Origin of the sequence: Mycolicibacter arupensis (assembly GCF_002086515.1) — a bacterium.
Lineage (GTDB): Bacteria > Actinomycetota > Actinomycetes > Mycobacteriales > Mycobacteriaceae > Mycobacterium > Mycobacterium arupense.
Genome location: NZ_MVHH01000031.1, coordinates 17,964 through 36,004, shown reverse-complemented (window position 1 = coordinate 36,004; position 18,041 = coordinate 17,964). Strand labels below are relative to the sequence as shown.

General features: G+C 68.4%; 19 protein-coding genes and 1 tRNA gene. 13 read left to right on the top strand and 7 right to left on the bottom strand.

What is annotated here, in order from left to right; all coding sequences use genetic code 11:
- Positions 1–53 precede the first annotated feature (53 nt).
- Entirely contained in the window at positions 54–2,636 is a 2,583-nt protein-coding gene (gene glgP / locus BST15_RS14440) for an alpha-glucan family phosphorylase (RefSeq protein WP_046190220.1), read from the top strand.
- A gap of 123 nt (positions 2,637–2,759) precedes the next feature.
- Here glgP and BST15_RS14435 read toward each other — a convergent pair whose 3' ends face one another.
- The 3 genes from BST15_RS14435 to BST15_RS14425 are packed head-to-tail and all read right to left on the bottom strand — an operon-like array spanning position 2,760 to position 6,618.
- On the bottom strand, positions 2,760–4,232 hold the full coding sequence (locus tag BST15_RS14435) for a neutral zinc metallopeptidase (RefSeq protein WP_083071017.1): 1,473 nt from the start codon (positions 4,230–4,232) through the stop codon (positions 2,760–2,762).
- Positions 4,229–6,211 (bottom strand): ATP-dependent DNA helicase, encoded by a 1,983-nt coding sequence (locus BST15_RS14430; protein WP_046190225.1) that lies wholly within the window; start codon positions 6,209–6,211, stop codon positions 4,229–4,231. Before BST15_RS14430 ends, BST15_RS14435 begins: the two co-directional genes overlap by 4 nt.
- A gap of 44 nt (positions 6,212–6,255) precedes the next feature.
- Complete coding sequence (locus BST15_RS14425; protein ID WP_046190218.1) at positions 6,256–6,618, bottom strand: nuclear transport factor 2 family protein; 363 nt, start codon at positions 6,616–6,618, stop codon at positions 6,256–6,258.
- Positions 6,619–6,689: 71 nt separating this feature from the next.
- Here BST15_RS14425 and BST15_RS14420 point away from each other — a divergent pair, with 71 nt between their 5' ends.
- Entirely contained in the window at positions 6,690–6,953 is a 264-nt protein-coding gene (locus BST15_RS14420; RefSeq protein WP_046190217.1) for a YdeI/OmpD-associated family protein, read from the top strand.
- A gap of 6 nt (positions 6,954–6,959) precedes the next feature.
- Here BST15_RS14420 and BST15_RS14415 read toward each other — a convergent pair whose 3' ends face one another.
- Positions 6,960–8,216 (bottom strand): nicotinate phosphoribosyltransferase, encoded by a 1,257-nt coding sequence (locus BST15_RS14415; protein ID WP_046190216.1) that lies wholly within the window; start codon positions 8,214–8,216, stop codon positions 6,960–6,962.
- A 109-nt stretch (positions 8,217–8,325) separates the two neighbouring features.
- Between BST15_RS14415 and clpS the strand changes: the two genes are divergently transcribed.
- The 8 genes from clpS to BST15_RS14375 all read left to right on the top strand — a co-directional run bounded on the left by clpS (position 8,326) and on the right by BST15_RS14375 (position 14,224).
- Positions 8,326–8,640, top strand: a complete 315-nt coding sequence (clpS, locus tag BST15_RS14410; protein ID WP_046190224.1) for an ATP-dependent Clp protease adapter ClpS — start codon at positions 8,326–8,328, stop codon at positions 8,638–8,640.
- Positions 8,641–8,670: 30 nt separating this feature from the next.
- Positions 8,671–9,258: an oxidative stress transcriptional regulator AosR gene (aosR, locus tag BST15_RS14405; protein WP_046190215.1), complete on the top strand. Its 588-nt coding sequence runs from the start codon at positions 8,671–8,673 to the stop codon at positions 9,256–9,258.
- Between the two features lie 5 nt (positions 9,259–9,263).
- The gene (locus BST15_RS14400) at positions 9,264–10,334 is read left to right on the top strand and encodes a P1 family peptidase (protein WP_046190223.1); all 1,071 of its coding nucleotides are present in this window, start codon (positions 9,264–9,266) and stop codon (positions 10,332–10,334) included.
- A gap of 7 nt (positions 10,335–10,341) precedes the next feature.
- Positions 10,342–10,995, top strand: coding sequence for a rhomboid family intramembrane serine protease (locus BST15_RS14395; protein WP_083071022.1), 654 nt, complete (start codon positions 10,342–10,344; stop codon positions 10,993–10,995).
- A complete protein-coding gene (gene murI, locus BST15_RS14390; protein WP_046190213.1) occupies positions 10,992–11,798 on the top strand; it encodes a glutamate racemase in 807 nt (268 codons plus the stop codon). Before BST15_RS14395 ends, murI begins: the two co-directional genes overlap by 4 nt.
- A gap of 80 nt (positions 11,799–11,878) precedes the next feature.
- Positions 11,879–12,655 (top strand): cyclic nucleotide-degrading phosphodiesterase, encoded by a 777-nt coding sequence (locus BST15_RS14385; RefSeq protein ID WP_046190212.1) that lies wholly within the window; start codon positions 11,879–11,881, stop codon positions 12,653–12,655.
- A 173-nt stretch (positions 12,656–12,828) separates the two neighbouring features.
- Entirely contained in the window at positions 12,829–13,608 is a 780-nt protein-coding gene (gene rph / locus BST15_RS14380; protein WP_046190211.1) for a ribonuclease PH, read from the top strand.
- A gap of 7 nt (positions 13,609–13,615) precedes the next feature.
- Entirely contained in the window at positions 13,616–14,224 is a 609-nt protein-coding gene (locus tag BST15_RS14375; protein ID WP_046190210.1) for a non-canonical purine NTP pyrophosphatase, read from the top strand.
- A 111-nt stretch (positions 14,225–14,335) separates the two neighbouring features.
- Here BST15_RS14375 and BST15_RS14370 read toward each other — a convergent pair whose 3' ends face one another.
- Both BST15_RS14370 and BST15_RS14365 read right to left on the bottom strand, forming a co-directional pair.
- Positions 14,336–14,677 (bottom strand): DUF3817 domain-containing protein, encoded by a 342-nt coding sequence (locus tag BST15_RS14370; protein ID WP_046190209.1) that lies wholly within the window; start codon positions 14,675–14,677, stop codon positions 14,336–14,338.
- Positions 14,674–15,045, bottom strand: coding sequence for a hypothetical protein (locus BST15_RS14365; protein WP_188108832.1), 372 nt, complete (start codon positions 15,043–15,045; stop codon positions 14,674–14,676). Before BST15_RS14365 ends, BST15_RS14370 begins: the two co-directional genes overlap by 4 nt.
- A gap of 94 nt (positions 15,046–15,139) precedes the next feature.
- On the opposite strand from BST15_RS14365, the gene BST15_RS14360 reads away from it, so the two are divergent.
- A tRNA-Leu gene (locus tag BST15_RS14360) sits at positions 15,140–15,223 on the top strand.
- 87 nt (positions 15,224–15,310) lie between these two features.
- Entirely contained in the window at positions 15,311–15,721 is a 411-nt protein-coding gene (locus tag BST15_RS14355; RefSeq protein ID WP_046190208.1) for a DUF732 domain-containing protein, read from the top strand.
- A 5-nt stretch (positions 15,722–15,726) separates the two neighbouring features.
- On the opposite strand, the gene BST15_RS14350 is transcribed toward BST15_RS14355, so the two are convergent.
- Positions 15,727–16,983, bottom strand: a complete 1,257-nt coding sequence (locus BST15_RS14350) for an MFS transporter (RefSeq protein ID WP_046190207.1) — start codon at positions 16,981–16,983, stop codon at positions 15,727–15,729.
- Between the two features lie 118 nt (positions 16,984–17,101).
- Here BST15_RS14350 and BST15_RS14345 point away from each other — a divergent pair, with 118 nt between their 5' ends.
- Positions 17,102–17,824, top strand: coding sequence for a DUF1906 domain-containing protein (locus BST15_RS14345; protein ID WP_046190206.1), 723 nt, complete (start codon positions 17,102–17,104; stop codon positions 17,822–17,824).
- The last annotated feature ends 217 nt before the right edge of the window (positions 17,825–18,041 follow it).

The following is an 18,041-nucleotide window of genomic DNA, read 5'->3' as shown; positions in this document are numbered from 1 at the left end:
TGTCAGATGTAGGGGGCAGTCCCAGATCCATGTCGCCGGTAGTGTGGGCAAGCGTGAAGGCCCTCCGCCGGTTCACCGTTCGCGCCCACCTCCCCGAGAGGCTGCTTGCGCTTGAGCAGCTGTCGATGAACTTGCGCTGGTCGTGGGAGCAGCCCACCCAAGAGCTGTTCGCCGCGATCGACCCCGAGCTGTGGCACAGCTGCGGCCGCGATCCGGTGGCGCTGTTGGGTGCGGTCAGTCCCGATCGGCTCGAAGAGTTGGCCGCCGACGAGGCGTTCACCGCCCGGCTCGATGCGTTGGACGCTGATCTGACCGAATACCTGACTGAGCCGCGGTGGTATCAGGGGCAGCAGGATTCCGGTGCCGCACTGCCGGCCGCGATCGCCTACTTCTCCATGGAATTCGGTGTCGCCGAAGCGTTGCCCAACTACTCGGGCGGGCTGGGTATCTTGGCCGGAGATCACCTGAAGTCCGCATCGGACCTGGGTGTCCCGTTGATCGCGGTCGGGCTGCACTACCGATCCGGTTATTTCCGCCAGGCACTGACCGCTGACGGTTGGCAGCGGGAAACCTATCCGGCGCTGGACCCGCAGGGTCTGCCGTTGCGGCTGTTGGTCGAGGCCGACGGCAAGCCGGTTCTGGTCGAGGTGGCGTTGCCCGGAGCGGGCCGGTTGCGGGCCCGGATATGGGTCGCGCAGGTCGGCCGAGTTCCGTTGCTGCTGCTGGATTCCGACATCGGCGAGAACCCACACCAACTGCGGGGAATCACCGATCGCCTCTACGGCGGCGACCAGGAACACCGGATCCGTCAGGAGATCCTGGCCGGCATCGGCGGGGTCCGGGCGATCCGCGAGTTCACCCGATTGCAGGGCGTTGCGGCCCCCGAGGTGTTTCACATGAACGAAGGCCACGCGGGCTTCCTCGGCGTCGAACGCATCCGTGAGCTGATCGCCGAAGAAGGCTTGGACTTCGACACCGCGCTGACGGTGGTGCGTGCGGCGACGGTGTTCACCACCCACACTCCGGTCCCGGCCGGGATCGATCGATTCCCCGCGGACATGGTGCGCCGCTACTTCGACGACGGCGATGACGCGCTGGCCGCCGGGGTGCCCATCGAACGCATCATGGAACTGGGGGCCGAGCAGGACCCCGGCACCTTCAACATGGCGCATATGGGTCTGCGGTTGGCGCAGCGCGCCAACGGCGTCTCGCGGCTGCACGGCCGGGTCAGCCGGGGAATGTTCAATGATCTGTGGCCCGGATTCGACGCCGACGAGGTACCGATCGGGTCGATCACCAACGGTGTGCACGCGCCCAGTTGGGCTGCGCCACCGTGGCTGCAATTGATTCGCGGCGTGGCCGCACCAGACTCGTTCAGCGAACCGGCGACGTGGCAGCGCCTGCAGCAGGTCGATTCGGTGACGCTGTGGTCCATTCGATCGCAGCTGCGTTCGCTGCTCGTCGACGAGGTCCGGCTGCGGCTGTTGCAGTCCGGACTTGAGCGCGGCGCCTCGGAGGCCGAACTGGGCTGGATCGCCACCGCATTCGACCCTGATGTGCTGACCATCGGCTTCGCCCGCCGGGTGCCCACATATAAGCGGCTGACCCTGATGCTGCGCGACCCCGAGCGGCTCGAGCAGCTGCTGCTGGACGAGCAACGGCCCGTGCAGCTGATCGTGGCCGGCAAGTCTCATCCGGCCGACGACGACGGCAAGGCGCTGATCCAGCAGGTGGTGCGTTTCGCCGACCGCCCGGAGGTGCGGCACCGCATCGCGTTCCTGCCCGACTATGACATGTCGATGGCACGGCGCCTGTACTCCGGATGCGATGTCTGGCTGAACAATCCGTTGCGTCCCCTGGAGGCCTGCGGAACCTCGGGGATGAAGAGCGCACTCAACGGCGGGCTGAACCTGTCGATTCGCGACGGCTGGTGGGACGAGTGGTTCGACGGCGAGAACGGCTGGGCGATTCCGACCGCCGACGGTGTTCCCGACGAGAATCGCCGTGACGACCTGGAAGCCGCGGCACTGTACGACCTGCTGGCGGCCTCGGTGGTCCCGAAGTTCTATGACCGCGACGAGCAGGGTGTGCCACCGCGCTGGATCGAGATGGTGCACCACACCTTGCAGACGTTGGGTCCCAAGGTGTTGGCCTCGCGGATGGTGCACGACTATGTGCAGCAGTGCTATGCCCCGGCCGCAATGTCGTCGCGCCGCACCTGTGAGCCGGTCGACGGCGTGCCCTATGGTGCGGCACGGGAGCTCGCCGACTACCGGCGTCGGGCACAGGAGGCCTGGCCACACATCCAGATCACTGACGTCGACAGCACAGGTCTGCCCGATGCGCCGTGGCTGGGTTCGGAGTTGACGCTGACCGCCGCGGTGCGCCTGGCAGGGCTGCGGCCGGACGAAGTGGTGGTGCAGGCGGTGCTGGGCCGAGTCGATTCCGGCGACACGCTGGTGGATCCGGTCACGGTGGCCATGACGCATGCCCACACCGACGCCGACGGCACCGAGGTGTTCTCCACGACCAGCCGACTGCCCGTGGCTGGGGCGGTGGGCTACACCGTGCGGGTGCTGCCCAGCCATCCCTTGCTGTCCGGTGATGCCGAACTGGGGCTGGTGACGTTGGCCTGAGGCCGGTCGGCCCGGGGGAGCGTGAGGATTCCCGCGGTGAGATTGCGTTCAGGGTCGCCGATTTTCGAAACCCACGGCCTTCAGTGCACTCTGAACGGCTCGCCGGCCCGCGGAAGACTGCGATCAGGGGAAGCGGGCCAGGCAGCGGTCCTCATCGCCGAGCACCCCGGTGCGGTAGGCGTCGATGCGGGAAAAGCCCGCAGGAACCGACTCGCCATTGACGTCGCCGGCGGCCAGCCCATTGGTCAGCAGCCCGGCGACCGCCTCATCCAGGTCGCCGGCAGTCAGCGCGATCTTGCCACCGTTGGAGGTGGTGACGCCCTGGGACAGCCGGGTGGTCGCCACACCGGTCAGGCAGGCGGTGCGCAGCGCAGCGGCGGCGTTGTCGAGCACCAGCCCGCCGTGTTCGATCTGTACCCGCTGCAGGTAGCGCGAGACCAGCGCCGAATAGGCGGTGTTGTCCCCGGACAGCGTCGCCAACTTCTGGTCCTTGCTGGGCGTGCCCATCGCCTGCAGGGCGGGCAGGTCGACCGCGATGGTGTTGGTGGCGGGGCAGTACGAGGCCGGTGGGCTCGGGCGGGCGTCGGGGCACGTGGCGGCAGCCGCGGCGTCGAAGGTCAGCTGTGGCGGCTGGGCGGGGGCATACGCGGTGTTCATCGCATCGATGATCAGCTGGACCGATTCCTCGCTGACCGGCACCTCTCCCGTCTCGTTCTGCTGCAACTGCACCGGCAACTCGCCGCGTCGCTGCTCGATCTCCTCGGCATCGATGGCCGCACACGAGTCGGCGCCGTCGGTGAAGCCGAACTGGAAGGCCGAGATCCGCTCGAAAGCCGAGCCGTGCTCGTTACCGCCGACGCTCTCGTCGGGTCCCAGCAACGGATCACGCAGTGCCAGCATCGCGGCCAGCACGCCGTTGAGGCCGTCGCCGGTACTCAGCGTGAATCGCGGGGAGTCGCCTTGCGCCACCCACCGCAGATAGACACCGGCCAGGCAGTCGGCCTGTTGCTCGGCCACCAGAGTGGGCGTCTGGCGCCGTTTGGTGATACCGGCCGTCCGCGCGATCGCATGGCCGTATTCATGGGCGAGCACCATGGTGACGGCCATGTCGCCGTAGGCGCTGCGCAGCGCCGGCAACAGCAGCCGGCGATCCCAACCGATGGTGTTGTCCAGATAGCAGTAGGCGGCGTTGACCAGCAGGAAAGTCCGGTTGTCGCAGAATCTTCCGCGTAGCTGACCGGGATCCCAGGACAGCAGGGATTTCGCCGGTCTGAAATCGCCGTCGAAGGTGTTGGGATAGGTCGTGGTCCAGAACGCCTCGAGGTCGCTGACCGACTGCGCGGCGAGCTGATCGATGCGCCCGCCATCGGTGCCCTCGACCTCCCGCGTCGGCGGCGGGGCGTCGGGGCGCAGCCCGGTCGGGCCGTCGACTGCCTGTAGGCCACCGACCCGGAAGGGGTCGGCGAACACCGACACCGGCGAGCCGTCCAGCATCCGAGCGCAACCGCTGAGCAACAGCATCACCGTGCAGGCGGTGAAGAGAACTCGATACCGTCGGCGGGCGGGGCGCATGAGGTACCAGGATAGTGCGCTCATGCACCGCGCAGCCGCTGCAGCGCCAGCTGCACCTTGCCCGCGTCGGTGGTGCCCCAGAACGGCGGCAGCGAAGCCCGCAGGTAGCCCGCGTAGCGGGCGTTGGCCATCCGCGAGTCGAGTATCGCCACCACGCCGCGGTCATCGGTCCCGCGCAGCAGCCGCCCGGCGCCCTGGGCCAGCAGCAGGGCGGCGTGGTTGGCGGCCACGGCCATGAAGCCGTTGCCGCCGTGGGCGGTGATCGCGCGCTGCCGGGCGGTCAACAGCGGATCGTCGGGTCGCGGAAACGGGATGCGGTCGATGAGCACCAGCGACAGGGACGGTCCGGGTACGTCGACGCCCTGCCAGAGAGACAGCGTGCCGAACAGTGATGTCTCGGCGTCGTCGGCGAACTGCTGGACCAGCGTGCCCGTGGTGTCGTCGCCCTGGCAGAGCACCGGGGTGTCGAGGCGCTCTCGCATCGCTTCGGCCGCGGCCCGCGCCGCCCGCATCGAGGAGAACAAGCCCAACGTTCGGCCGCCGGCCGCGGTGATCAGCGCGGTGATCTCGTCGAGCTGCTGGTCGGTTCCGGTGCCATCACGCCCGGGTGCGGGCAGGTGCGCGGCGATATAGAGAATGCCCGACTTGGCGTGATCGAAGGGCGAGCCGACATCGAGGCCACGCCAGCGGGCCGCCTGGGCGTCGGCGCCACGCCGCAGGCCCCAGTCTCCGGCCATGGCGTCGAAGGATCCGCCGACAGTCAGTGTCGCTGAGGTCAGCACCGTGGTGGCCCGCGCGAACAGTCGCTCGCGCAGCAGGCCTGCCACCGACAGTGGCGCCACCCTCAATACGGCCCGGACCGAGCCCCGATTGTCTTCGTGACTGAGCCAGACCACGTCGTAGCGCTCGGGGATGGCCGGCTCGAAGGAGGTCAGGATCCGGGCCGCGGTGTCGCCGATCTCGGTCAGCGCCGCGACGGACTCCTTACGTGCGGCGGCGACCTTCGGATCGGCAGGTGCGGTGTCGATGGCCGCGCGGGCCGCACCGGCGGCATCGCGCAGCGCGGCCAGGTAGGTGGCCAGTTCTTCGTCGAGGTGATCCATTCGGCCCGGTGTGCCGTCGTGGATCGCCGATCCGAACGTCAGCGCCGCAGCATCGAGGCGCTGGACCAACTCGGGGGAGACCAGCCGCGCGACCCGGCGCACCGCGACGCTGAGCATGGTGGCGCTCAGCTCGGCGGTGGCCACCGAGGTCACCCGATCGGCGAGCTCGTGTGCCTCATCGATCACCAGCAGGCGGTGCTCGGGCAGCACTGTGGTGTCGGAGATGGCGTCGATGGCCAACAGTGCATGGTTGGTGACGACGACGTCGGCCTCGGCGGCGACACCGCGGGCTCGCTCGGCGAAGCAGTCCGTGCCGAATTGGCAGCGGACGGCACCCACGCATTCGCGGGCCGAGACGCTGACCTGGGACCATGATCGTTCCGGTACACCAGGTTTGAGGTCATCGCGGTCACCGGAGTCGGTCTCCTCGGCCCATGCGGTGAGTCGCTGCACGTCACGGCCGAGGGCGCTTGCGGCAAAGGGGTCGAACAGTTCGGCCTGCGGCGTGTCGTCGGACTCCTCGGCGATCCCGGTGTGGATCTTGTTCAGGCACAGGTAGTTCCGCCGGCCCTTGAGCAGCGCGAAGGTCGGCCGGCGGGGCAGCACCTTTTCCAGGGCACCGGCCAGGCGTGGCAGGTCGCGGTCTACCAGCTGGCGTTGCAGCGCGATCGTCGCCGTGGACACCACGACGGGGCTCTCATCGGCCAAGGCCCGGGCGATCGCGGGCACCAGGTACGCCAGTGACTTGCCGGTACCGGTGCCGGCCTGCACGGCCAGATGCTCGCCGGTCTCGAAGCAGCGCGCCACCGCCTCGGCCATGCGCACCTGGCCTTCACGTTCACTGCCGCCCAAGGCGGCAACCGCCGCAGCAAGCAACTCGGTTACGGACGGGTCAGCCATGGTGTGCACACGGTAGCCCGCTCGAAGGCCCGCATGCTCAACGCTCAGGCCGTGGCGGCGAGGTAGGTTCCGTGGCCCTCGATGACCAAGCCGTCATAGGCGAACCGCAGCACTTCGTTGACCAGTCCACCGCTCTGGTTGCGGTAGTTGATCACGAGGGTGTCGATGCCCCGGTAAACGTCTTCGACCACGAAATGCAGATCCGGGATGCGTTGCAGAGCGCCCGACCAGTACTGGCGCAGTGCGGACTTGCCGCGGATCACTCCCGCAGTCTCGGGATACATCTGTGCCGCCACCGGGGAGGTGAACACCACCTCGTCGTGGAAATGCGCCAGCACGGCCTCCACGTCGTGGTTGTTCCACGCCCGCACCCAGTCGCGGCTGAAGGCCAGCGCATCGATCTCCATCGTGTGCACGGTAGTGACACCGCCGCCGCTGCCCCACCCAATTTCCCGCCGACCGCCGTTAGCCTGAAACAATGACCGAGCGATTGCCAGGCGGCGCGGTGCATGAACTTCCCGATGACCTGCGTGACGGACTGACCGTCAGCGCCGCGGCACTGGCCGCGTGGCTGGACATCACACCCTTGGCACGCAACGAGTTCATCTGCTGGGTCGAGGACGCCAAGCAGCAGGCGACCCGCGAGCGACGGATCCGCCGCACGCGCGAGGAACTCGAAGAAGGCATGCGCCGCCCGTGCTGCTGGCCCGGATGCAAGCACCGGGAACGCAACGGCAAGTAGCGCAGCTCAGACGTCGCCGGGAACCAGCCGCGTCGGGATCGCCGGCTCGCCGTGTGCGAGCTTGAGCCCCTCCCACGGCAGACTGTCCAGTCCCGACGCCACTCGCTCGCGGGCCTCGGCCAGCGCCGCGACGCCGGTATCGGCCACCACGTCACCGCCGCGTACCAGCGGCACCGTCAACATCCGGGTCCCTGCGTCCACCGCCGGTGGGCGACCCGCCGGGTAGACGACCTCCTCGGTGACGATGCCGCTCTCCCGCGCAACCCGCAGTGCCTGTTTGCACCCGCCGCGGGTCTGCTTGCCGGCGCTGCGCTTATGCACCGGCTGGCCGTTGACCTCAACCAGTTTGTAGACGAACCCGGCAGCGGGCACACCCGAGCCGGTGACCACCGAAGTGCCCACGCCGTAGCTGTCCACCGGTGCGGCCCGCAGCGCGGCGATGCTGTACTCGTCGAGATCGCCCGAGACCACGATCCTGGTTTCGGTGGCACCCAGGCGGTCCAACTGTTCGCGAACCTGGTGGGCCAACACCGCCAGCTCCCCGGAGTCGATACGGACCGCACCCAGTCCCGGCCCGGCCGCCGCGACCGCGTTGGCCACCCCGGTGGCGACGTCGTAGGTGTCCACCAACAGTGTGGTGCCCACCCCTTGGGCGGCGACTTGGGCTCGGAACGCCGCGAACTCTCCATCGGGGCCGGTGTGCAGCAGGGTGAAGGCGTGCGCGCTGGTACCCAGCACAGGCACACCGAACCGGCGGTGCGCTTCCAGGTTGGACGTTCCGGCGAACCCCGCCAGGTAGGCAGCCCGGGCCGCGGCCACCGCGGCCTGCTCGTGCGTGCGGCGGGAACCCATCTCGATCAAAGGCCTGCCACCAGCGGCGTTCACCATCCGCGCGGCCGCCGAGGCGATTGCGGTGTCGTGGTTGAACACCGACAGCAGCAACGTCTCCAACACGACGCATTCGGCGAAGGTGCCGCGCACAGTCACGATCGGAGACCCGGCGAAATACAGCTCGCCTTCGGGGTAGCCGTCGATATCGCCACTGAATCGGAAGTCCGCCAGGAATGCCAGGGTTCGGGGGTCCAGGAACTCGTCCAGCAGGCCCAGTGCGTCGTCGTCGAAAGTGAACTGGCCCAACGCTTCCAGAAACCGATCGGTACCGGCGACCACCCCGTACCTGCGCGCTTCGGGCAGGCGGCGGGTGAACATCTCGAAACCGACCCGCACACCGGCCGTGCCGTCACGCAGTGCGGCGGCGAGCATGGTCAGCTCGTATTTGTCGGTGAGCAGCCCGCCGTACCTGGCCGAGGAGTACACCCGCCAACCGTATCGACTGGACCGCACCCCACCACGGCTCGGTATCCTGACCGGTATGGCCAGGTCAGTACCGACGACCACCCCCGTGAAACCGCAGGGCACCGGGCAACGGCACGCCGACCCGGCCGACCAGACGACTTCGCCCTGGGTGACCATCGTCTGGGACGACCCGATCAACCTGATGACCTACGTGACCTACATCTTTCAGAAGCTGTTCGGTTACAGCGAGCAGCACGCGACCAAGCTGATGCTGCAGGTGCACCACGAGGGCAAGGCAGTGGTGTCGTCGGGCAGCCGGGAGTCGATGGAAGTCGACGTGTCCAAGCTGCACGCTGCCGGGTTGTGGGCGACCATGCAGCAGGACCGCTGAGACTCAACCGAAGGGAACCGGGACTTCACCGTGCAGAAATGGAAGCGGGTTGATACCGGCGACGGACCCCGCTTCCGGTCTGCGCTGGCGCCGCATGAGGCCGCGCTGCTCCGGAACCTGGCGGGTTCGATCGTGGACATCCTCGACGCACGAGAGTCCGCGTCGCCCCCCGATGAGCTGGAACAGATCACCGGGATCCGGACCGGCAACACCAGCACACCCCGCGACGCGACCACCCTTCGGTTGCTCCCGGACTTCCACCGGCCCGAGGACCGTGTGGGCGATGTTCCGGTCGATGCGGACGGCCTGAATTCTGCGCTGCGCAGCCTGCACGAACCCGGGATCATTGATGCCAAACGTGGCGCGGCACAACAAGTGCTGGCCACGGTTCCGGAGCGGGGCGGGCGGTTCGAGCTGACCGAGGAGCAGGCGAACGCCTGGATCGCGGCGGTCAACGACATCCGGCTCGCGCTGGGCACCGTGCTCAAAATCGGCCCCGAGGGCCCCGACCAGCTGGCCGCCGACGATGCAATGGCTGGTCAGCTGAACGTGTATCAGTGGCTCACCGTGCTGCAGGAGTTCCTCGTGGTCGCGCTGATGGGAAGGCCCCGACGATGACATTCATGGGTTCGATCACCGATGTCGCCGGCATCCGGGTGGGCCATCACCAGCGGATCGATCCGGACGCGACGCTCGGTTCCGGCTGGGCCACCGGCGTCACCGTCGTGCTCGCTCCTCCTGGGACTGTCGGTGCCGTCGACGGCCGCGGGGGCGCACCGGGAACTCGCGAGACCGATCTGCTGGATCCGGCCAACAGCGTGCGTTGGGTGGATGCCGTGGTGCTTTCCGGCGGCAGCGCCTACGGATTGGCCACCGCCGACGGCGTGATGACCTGGCTGGAGGAGCAGGGCCGCGGCGTCGCGCTGGACGGCGGCGTGGTGCCCATCGTGCCGGCCGCAGTCATCTTCGACCTGCCCGTCGGTGGCTGGGATAAACGACCCACCGCCGAATTCGGCTACGCCGCTGCCGCCGCCGCTGCCGGTCCCGACGGTGACAGGGCGGCCTCGGGCAGTATCGGTGCCGGAGCCGGGGCGCGCGCCGGAGTGTTCAAGGGCGGGGTGGGGACCGCCTCGGTGACGCTGGAACTCGGCGACCAGGTGGTCACCGTCGGCGCGATCGTCGTGGTCAACCCCAGCGGCGAACTCATCGACGCCACCACAGGGCTGCCCTGGTCGAACCTGCTGATCGAGGAATTCGGTCTGACGGCGCCGCCGTCGGAGCAGCTGGCGATCCTGGCCGGGCTGGAACCCAAGTCTCTTTCGCTCAACACGACCATCGCCGTGGTGGCCACCGACGCCGCACTCAGTCCGGCCGGCTGCCGCCGGATGGCGGTGGCCGCCCAAGACGGGCTGGCACGAGCGATCCGGCCCTGCCACACCCCGGTGGACGGCGACACGGTGTTCGCCTTGGCGACGGGGGCCGTCGAGGTTCCGCCGCTGCCCGGAACGCCGGATGCAATGTCCCCGGAGACCGGGCTGGTCACGGTGGTCGGCGCCGCCGCGGCGGACTGCCTGTCCCGGGCGGTGCTGTGCGGATTGCTGGCCGCTGATCCCGTGGCGGGCATCCCCACCTACCCGGGCACGGTGCCGGGGGCATTCGCCGAACGGCTCACCGGCGGTACGGGAGGGCTGTGACGTGGAGCTGACCCGCCGCGGGGGAACACCCCCCGCGCCGCAGCCTGACCGGCAGCCGGCCTGGCGCACCGGCGGTGCCACCATCATCGCTTTCGTCGGGCTGCTCTACCTCATCGAAGCCCTGGATCAGGTGGGCGGCCACCGGCTGGACCGCAACGGCATCCGGCCGCTGGAGGCCGACGGCCTGTGGGGTGTGCTGTTCGCCCCGCTGCTGCACGCCAACTGGGCGCACCTGCTGGCCAACACCGGACCCGCGCTGGTGCTCGGGTTCCTGCTGACGCTGACCGGTTTGTCCCGGTTCGTCTTCGCCACGGCGATCGTGTGGATCCTCGGGGGGCTGGGCACCTGGCTGATCGGCAACCTCGGATCGTCCTGTGGCCCGACCGACCACATCGGCGCCTCCGGCCTGATTTTCGGCTGGCTGACCTTCCTGCTGGTGTTCGGCTGGTTCACCCGCCGGATCTGGCAGATCCTGGTCAGCGTCGTGGTGCTGTTCCTCTACGGCGGCATCCTGTGGGGGGCGGTGCCGGTGCTCAACGTCTGCGGCGGGGTGTCCTGGCAGGGACACCTGTGCGGGGCGCTGGCCGGCGTCGTGGCCGCCTACTGGCTGGCCGGCCCCGAGCGCAAGGCCCGCGAGCGTCGCCGGGGGGTTGCCGCGTGAGCCCGATCGGAATCTTCGACTCCGGTGTCGGTGGGCTGACCGTCGCCCGCTCGATCATCGACCAGCTGCCCGACGAGGACACCATCTACGTCGGCGACACCGGCAACGGCCCGTACGGTCCGCTGACCATCCCCGAGGTTCGTGCCCACGCCCTGGCCATCGGTGACGACCTCGTCGAGCGCGGAATCAAGGCGCTGGTGATCGCCTGCAACACCGCGTCGGCGGCGTGCCTACGCGACGCCCGGGAGCGCTATGACGTACCGGTCATCGAGGTGATCCTGCCGGCGGTGCGACGGGCGGTGGCCACCACGCGTAACGGCCGCATCGGGGTGATCGGGACGCAGGCGACGGTTGCCAGTCACGCGTACCAGGATGCGTTCGCCGCCGCCCGCGACACCGAGATCACCGCGGTGGCCTGTCCGCGTTTCGTCGACTTCGTCGAGCGCGGCATCACCAGCGGCAGGCAGGTGTTGGGCCTTGCTGAGGGCTATCTGGAGCCGCTGCAACGCGCCGGGGTCGACACCCTGGTGTTGGGCTGCACCCACTATCCGCTGCTGTCGGGATTGATCCAGTTGGCGATGGGTGATCAGGTGACGTTGGTGTCCAGCGCGGAGGAGACGGCCAAGGACCTGTTGCGGGTGCTCACCGAACGTGACCTTCTGCGCCCACATGAGGCCACCCCGGCGACACGGATCTTCGAAGCCACCGGTGACCCGGAGGCGTTTGCTGAACTGGCCACCCGCTTTCTGGGGCCTGCCATCAGCGGCGTCGGCGCGGTGCACCGTCACGCACCCCTGCGTTAGCCGGTGATTTCGGTGACGAATCGTGGGCAAAGCGCCGGTGTCTTCGTCATGGCCGCGGCGAACATGGCACAGTAGGGAACGTGCGACTGACCGTGCTCGGCTGCTCCGGGAGTGTGGTGGGTCCGGACTCGCCGGCATCGGGATACCTGTTGCAGGCGCCGGACACGCCACCGCTGGTTATCGACTTCGGCGGCGGGGTGCTGGGCGCCCTGCAGCGGCACGTCGACCCGGGATCGGTGCATGTGCTGTTGTCGCATCTGCACGCCGACCACTGCCTGGATCTGCCCGGGTTGTTCGTCTGGCGCCGCTACCACCCGTCGGTGGCGATCAAGCCGTTCGACAAGGGGTTGCTCTACGGGCCCAGCGATACCTGGTCTCGGATGGGGGCCGCGTCCTCACCGTACGGCGGCGAGATCGATGACATCACCGACATCTTCGACGTCCGTCCCTGGGTGGACGGTGAGGCGGTCACGTTCGGCACGCTACGCGTGCAGCCCGGGCTGGTGTCGCATCCGACCGAGTCGTACGGGATGCGGATCACCGATCCCTCCGGTGCAACGCTGGTCTACAGCGCCGACACCGGCTACTGCGACGCGGTGATCGAGTTGGCCCGCGGTGCCGACGTGTTCTTGTGCGAAGCCTCGTGGACCCACGAGGGCAACCGCCCGCCGAACCTGCACCTGTCGGGAACCGAGGCAGGGCGCATCGCCGCGGCCGCCGGTGTCGGCCAGCTGCTGCTGACCCACATCCCGCCGTGGACCTCACGCGAGGATGTCATCGGCGAGGCCAAGGCCGAATTCGACGGTCCGGTGCACGCCGTGGTGTGCGACGAATCCTTCGACATCAAGCGGTCCTGAAGCAGCGCCGCGTACCTCCCCGGCTGTTCTTTTTGGCGGTGACCCGTCCCCCGCAAGCGGGAGGTGCCCCCAGCGCCCGGCTCCGCCGCGCTTGCGATCACCGCTGTGCCCTTTGGCGGTGACCCGCTGCGCCCGGCTCCGCCGCGCTTGCGATCACCGCTAGGGTTATCCGCGTGTCCAAACGAGAAGACGGTCGCCTCGACGACGAGCTGCGCCCGGTCGTCATCACCCGCGGATTCACCTCGAATCCGGCCGGCTCGGTGCTGGTCGAATTCGGCAACACCCGGGTCATGTGCACGGCCAGTGTCACTGAGGGAGTTCCACGCTGGCGGAAGGGTTCCGGTCGCGGTTGGCTGACCGCCGAGTACGCCATGCTGCCCGGCGCCACCCACACCCGTTCGGATCGCGAGTCAGTCAAGGGCCGCGTCGGTGGGCGCACTCAGGAGATCAGTCGACTGGTGGGCCGCTCGCTGCGCGCCTGCATCGACCTGGCCGCGCTGGGGGAGAACACCATCGCGATCGACTGCGACGTGCTGCAGGCCGACGGCGGCACCCGCACCGCGGCGATCACCGGGGCCTATGTGGCCCTCGCCGATGCGGTCACCTACCTGTCCGCCGCCGGCAAGCTGTCCGACCCGCGTCCCCTGTCGTGTGCGATCTCCGCCGTGAGCGTCGGTGTGGTCGACGGCCGGGTCCGCGTCGATCTGCCTTACGAGGAGGACTCGCGCGCCGAGGTCGACATGAACGTCGTCGCCACCGACACCGGAACTCTGGTGGAGATCCAGGGCACCGGCGAGGGAGCGACGTTCCCGCGCTCGACCCTGGACAAGATGCTCGACGCGGCGCTGGCCGCCTGCGACAAGCTGTTCGTGGTGCAGCGCGAAGCGCTGGCGCTGCCATATCCGGGCGTACTGCCGGAGGGGCCCGCGCCTAAGAAAGCGTTCGGCAGCTGACCGCCCGGTGACACAACTGCTGGTGGCTAGCCGCAACCGCAAGAAGCTGGCCGAACTGAGCCGGGTGCTTGAGCACGCGGGAGTCTTAGGCGTGCAACTGGTTTCGCTCGATGACGTGCCGCCGTATCCCGAAGCCCCGGAAACCGCACCGACGTTTGAGGGCAACGCCCTGGCGAAGGCGCACGATGGCTACGTTGCAACCGGATTGCCCTGTGTGGCAGATGATTCCGGGCTGACTGTCGAGGCCCTCAACGGCATGCCGGGGGTGTTGTCGGCGCGCTGGTCCGGCAGCCACGGCGACGACGCAGCCAACACCGCGCTCCTACTCGCGCAACTGCACGACGTGCCCGAGGAGCGGCGCGGTGCTGCGTTCGTCTCCGCGTGCGCGCTGGTCTGGGGTGATGGGCCCGAGCAGCAGGTGGTGGTGCGCGGCGAATGGGCCGGACACATCGCCCGCGAACCGCGCGGTGAGGGCGGGTTCGGCTATGATCCGGTGTTCGTCCCGACAGACTCGGACCGCAGCGCCGCGCAGCTCAGCCCGGCCGAAAAGGATGCCGCTTCGCACCGCGGCCGGGCGCTGGCTCTGCTGCTACCGGCGCTGCGCGCGTTGGCTTAACGGCCTGGCGGAGACCTCAGCCGCCGACCGCCCGCCGCCGAGCGTGAAGTTGGCTTCACTCTGAGTGGTCGAGCGTGAAGCTGACTTCACGCTCGGCACAGGTGCGAGGCCTCAGAGGTTGAACTGGGCCTTGATCTTTCGGGTCTGGAAGTGCTCGACGATGACCCCGAGCAGGGGAATGGTGCCCGACAGCAGCACCCCCAGCGTCTTACCCAACGGCCAGCGGACCTTGACGGCCAGGTTGAGGGTCGCCATCAGGTAGGCGAAGTACACCCAACCGTGCACCACGCCGATCCAGATCGGCGGGTTGTCCACCTTGACCACATAGCGCACCACGACCTCGTAGCACAGCGCGATCAGCCAAAGGCCCGTCGTCCACGCCAGTACCCGGTAGGGCAGCAGTGCGCCGCGGATCTTGTCGGCGGGAGCGGCCTGGGCGGGGGAGTCGGTCATGCGCTGTTCCTGTTCTGTCGATCGTTTTCGGAGAGCTCGGCCAGGTAGGCGTTGTACTCCCGCATCGTGGGGTCATCGGTGGGCGCCGCCGCCGCGGGTCGCTCCGGCAGCAGTCCGGCCGGGATCTCGGTCAGCGTATCGGCGGGGTGCAGCTCCGGGGGCTCTTCCTCGTAGCGCACGAACTTGCGGTAGGCGTACACGCAGAACCAGGCGAACAGCGGCCACTGCAGCGCGTAACCCAGATTCTGAAAGGTGCCGTTGACCTCTTGGAACCGGCTCCACTGCCACCAACCCAGCCCCAGGCAGGCGCTGGCGGCCAGGATCACCAGCAACACCAATGCCGGTCTCCGACGCCGTGTAGTGGACACCCCATGACGGTACCGCGGGGCCTGGCGCGATGGCCGTGCGGAAGGGGTTCGCGTTGTGTGGTGCGGCGGACTGGAAGCTACGATGACTGCGTTTGCGGGCGTGGTGAAATTGGCATACACGATGGCTTTAGGTGCCATTGCGCGAAAGCGCGTGAGGGTTCGAGTCCCTCCGCCCGCACAAAATTTGACCCGATAACCGCATGTGGCCGGTGCTTGGCGGTGCCAGAATGGACGCCTTAGCCCTCCGCGTGATTGGTGCAGCGCTATGAACCGACGGCTGCTCGCAACGGTGTTCACTGTGGTGTCTGTGTACCTTGCCGGGGCGGCCGCTCCGGCGGCCGTGGCCGATCCCAGCGTCGACCCCAGTGCTCAGGCCGGCGCCGATCAACCCGACCAGGACCAGGTGTTCTTCGACGAGCTGGAGCGCGAGGGCCTGCACCCTCAGTACGACAAGCAGATCTGCGGCGACATCAAATGCGAATCGCTGCGCACGCTGCTGGTGCAGGAAGGGCACGCGGTCTGCGTGGCCCTCGCCGATTCACCGAGGCTGGTTCCGCTATCGGTCATCGCGAATCTGGAAGTCAGCCCCGGCGAGGCACACGTCATCATCAACGCGGCCCGGCAGGCCTACTGCCCGCAGCTGCCGGACCCCTATGCACATACGCCGGGGCGCTGAATCGTTCAGCGCTCGCCTGCCGCCACCAGCAAGGGCGTCTCGCCCAGAGCCTCGGATTCCCGGGCTTTTCGTGCGTAGCTGATCACGCCGATGGCGGCCACCGCCCACACGACGTACTGCAGCGTCCATGCCAGCCGGAACGCGCTGAAGGAATAGCCGCCGGTCATCGCGATGACCACCCCCATCGCCTGCATGACCAGCAGGGTGGCGATGAACCCACCGGTGTTGACCATGCCCTGCGCGGTGCCCAACGCCGCCGGCGGGTTGTAGGTGCGGGCGAAGTCGAAGGCCAGCATCGACACCGGCTGGCCTGCCGAGATCACCAGGATCAGCACCACCAGCAACCAGTGCGGCGCGGGGTTCGGTAGCGCCAACAACACCGTCCAGGTCACCACGATCAGCGCCATCATGGTCAGCGCGACCTTGGAACGGTGCTGGGGCCAGCGCGCCGAGAGGGTTCCGACCAGCAGTCCCACCACGATGAAGGGCGCCACGGACAGCGTCAGTGCCGCGCCCGCCATGCCCCGCGAAAGACCTTGCGCGGTGGTCAGGTAGGGGACACCCCACATCAGCGCGAACACGCCGGGCGAGAACGCGTTACCCATATGGGTGAAGAAACCCGCCTTGGTGCCCGGACGCGACCACACCATCTTGATCTCACCGAATGCCTCACGGAAGGTCCGCGCATGAGCGGCGGTCGGTGCCCCTGCCGGAGCGTCGCGGGCGACGATGATCGTCAGGACACCGGCGAACAGACCCAGGCCGGCGGCCGAAAGATATGCGGCCGTCCACCCGCCATGCAGCAGGATCGCCAGAAACGGCACCGCCGAGAGGAATTGGCCGAATTGGCCGCAGATTCCGGTCAGCTGAGTGAGCAGGGGAACTCGTTCGGGGGCAAACCAATTGGGCAGCAGGCGGATCACCGAGATGAAGATGAACGAATCCCCGAGACCGATCACGCCGTAGGCGCCGACCGCAACGGGCAGCGATTCCGTCAGCGCCAGCGTGGCCTGGGCGGCAGACAGCACGGCCACGCCGGTGGTGATCATCGCGCGCGGACCGAACCGGTCCAGCAGCACGCCGGCTGGAATCTGCATGGCGGCGTAGATGATCAGCTGCACGATCACGAACGACGACAGCGTGCTGGGGCCGGCGTGGAAGCGTTCGGCGGCATCAAGGCCCGAGACTCCGAAAGTGGTCCGGTCCAGCACCGCCACCAAGTAGGACAACAGGCCGGTGCCCCACACGATCCAGGGACGCAATCTGGGCCCGCCTTGTCTGTCTGTTGCCGGACAACGCCAATGGTCGCACACCGTTTCGCCGGGTAATTCGCCGGTGACCGGCCACAACCGCGGCGGCTGCTGACCTAGTCTGTCTCGCGTGGTGATCTCCCGGCGCGACGTGTTCAAGCTCGCCGTCACTGTGCCCGCCGCGGCCGGCTTGGGTGCCGGGGTGTCGGCGCTGATCGCCGGGATCGCGCAGGCCGCCCCGCTGGGAATCCTGCTGGACTATTCGGCCGGTGTCCTGCCGGCCAGCGCCATCCGCGACTCCGGGGCGGTGGGGGCCATTCGCTACGTGTCGGATCGCCGGCCCGGCGCCGACTGGATGCTCGGCAAGCCGATGCTGGCGGCCGAAGCGCGCGACCTGCAGGAAAGCGGTCTGGCGGTGGTCTCCTGCTATCAGTTCGGCAAACAGGCCACCGCCGACTGGCTCGGTGGCGAGGCTGCCGGCGTTGAACACGCCACGCGCGGGGCGCAGCTGCACACCGCGGCCGGTGGCCCGGGCAGCGCCCCGATCTACGCCTCCATCGATGACAACCCGACCTATGAGCAGTACCAGCAGCAGGTGGCGCCCTACCTGCGGGGATGGCAGTCGGTGATCGGGGCCGAGCGCACCGGCGTCTACGCCAACTCCACGACCATCGAGTGGGCCGTGCAGGACGGCCTGGGCTCCCTGTTCTGGCAGCACAACTTCGGCTCGCCCGGCGGAATCGCCCATCCGGCCGCCAATCTGCACCAGGTGGAGTTCGACCGCCGTACCGTGGGCGGGGTCGGTGTGGACATTAACGAGATCCTCCAGCCGCAGTTCGGCCAGTGGGCTTGACCTGCGACCGGACGGCCCACAGCCCAGCAAACCGGCGCGCCACCGGGGCGTGGACGGCGGCGTAGACGGTGTTCGGCTCGGGTTCGGCGCCTCAGGTGCCGCCGGAGCCGGTTGGCCGGGCCGATAGAAACATAACGATTAGATAACAAAAGAGCCTTGATCTGCGCAGTTATAGCTACTCGACCGTAACCCCGCGCACGCAGGACGTTTGTTCCGG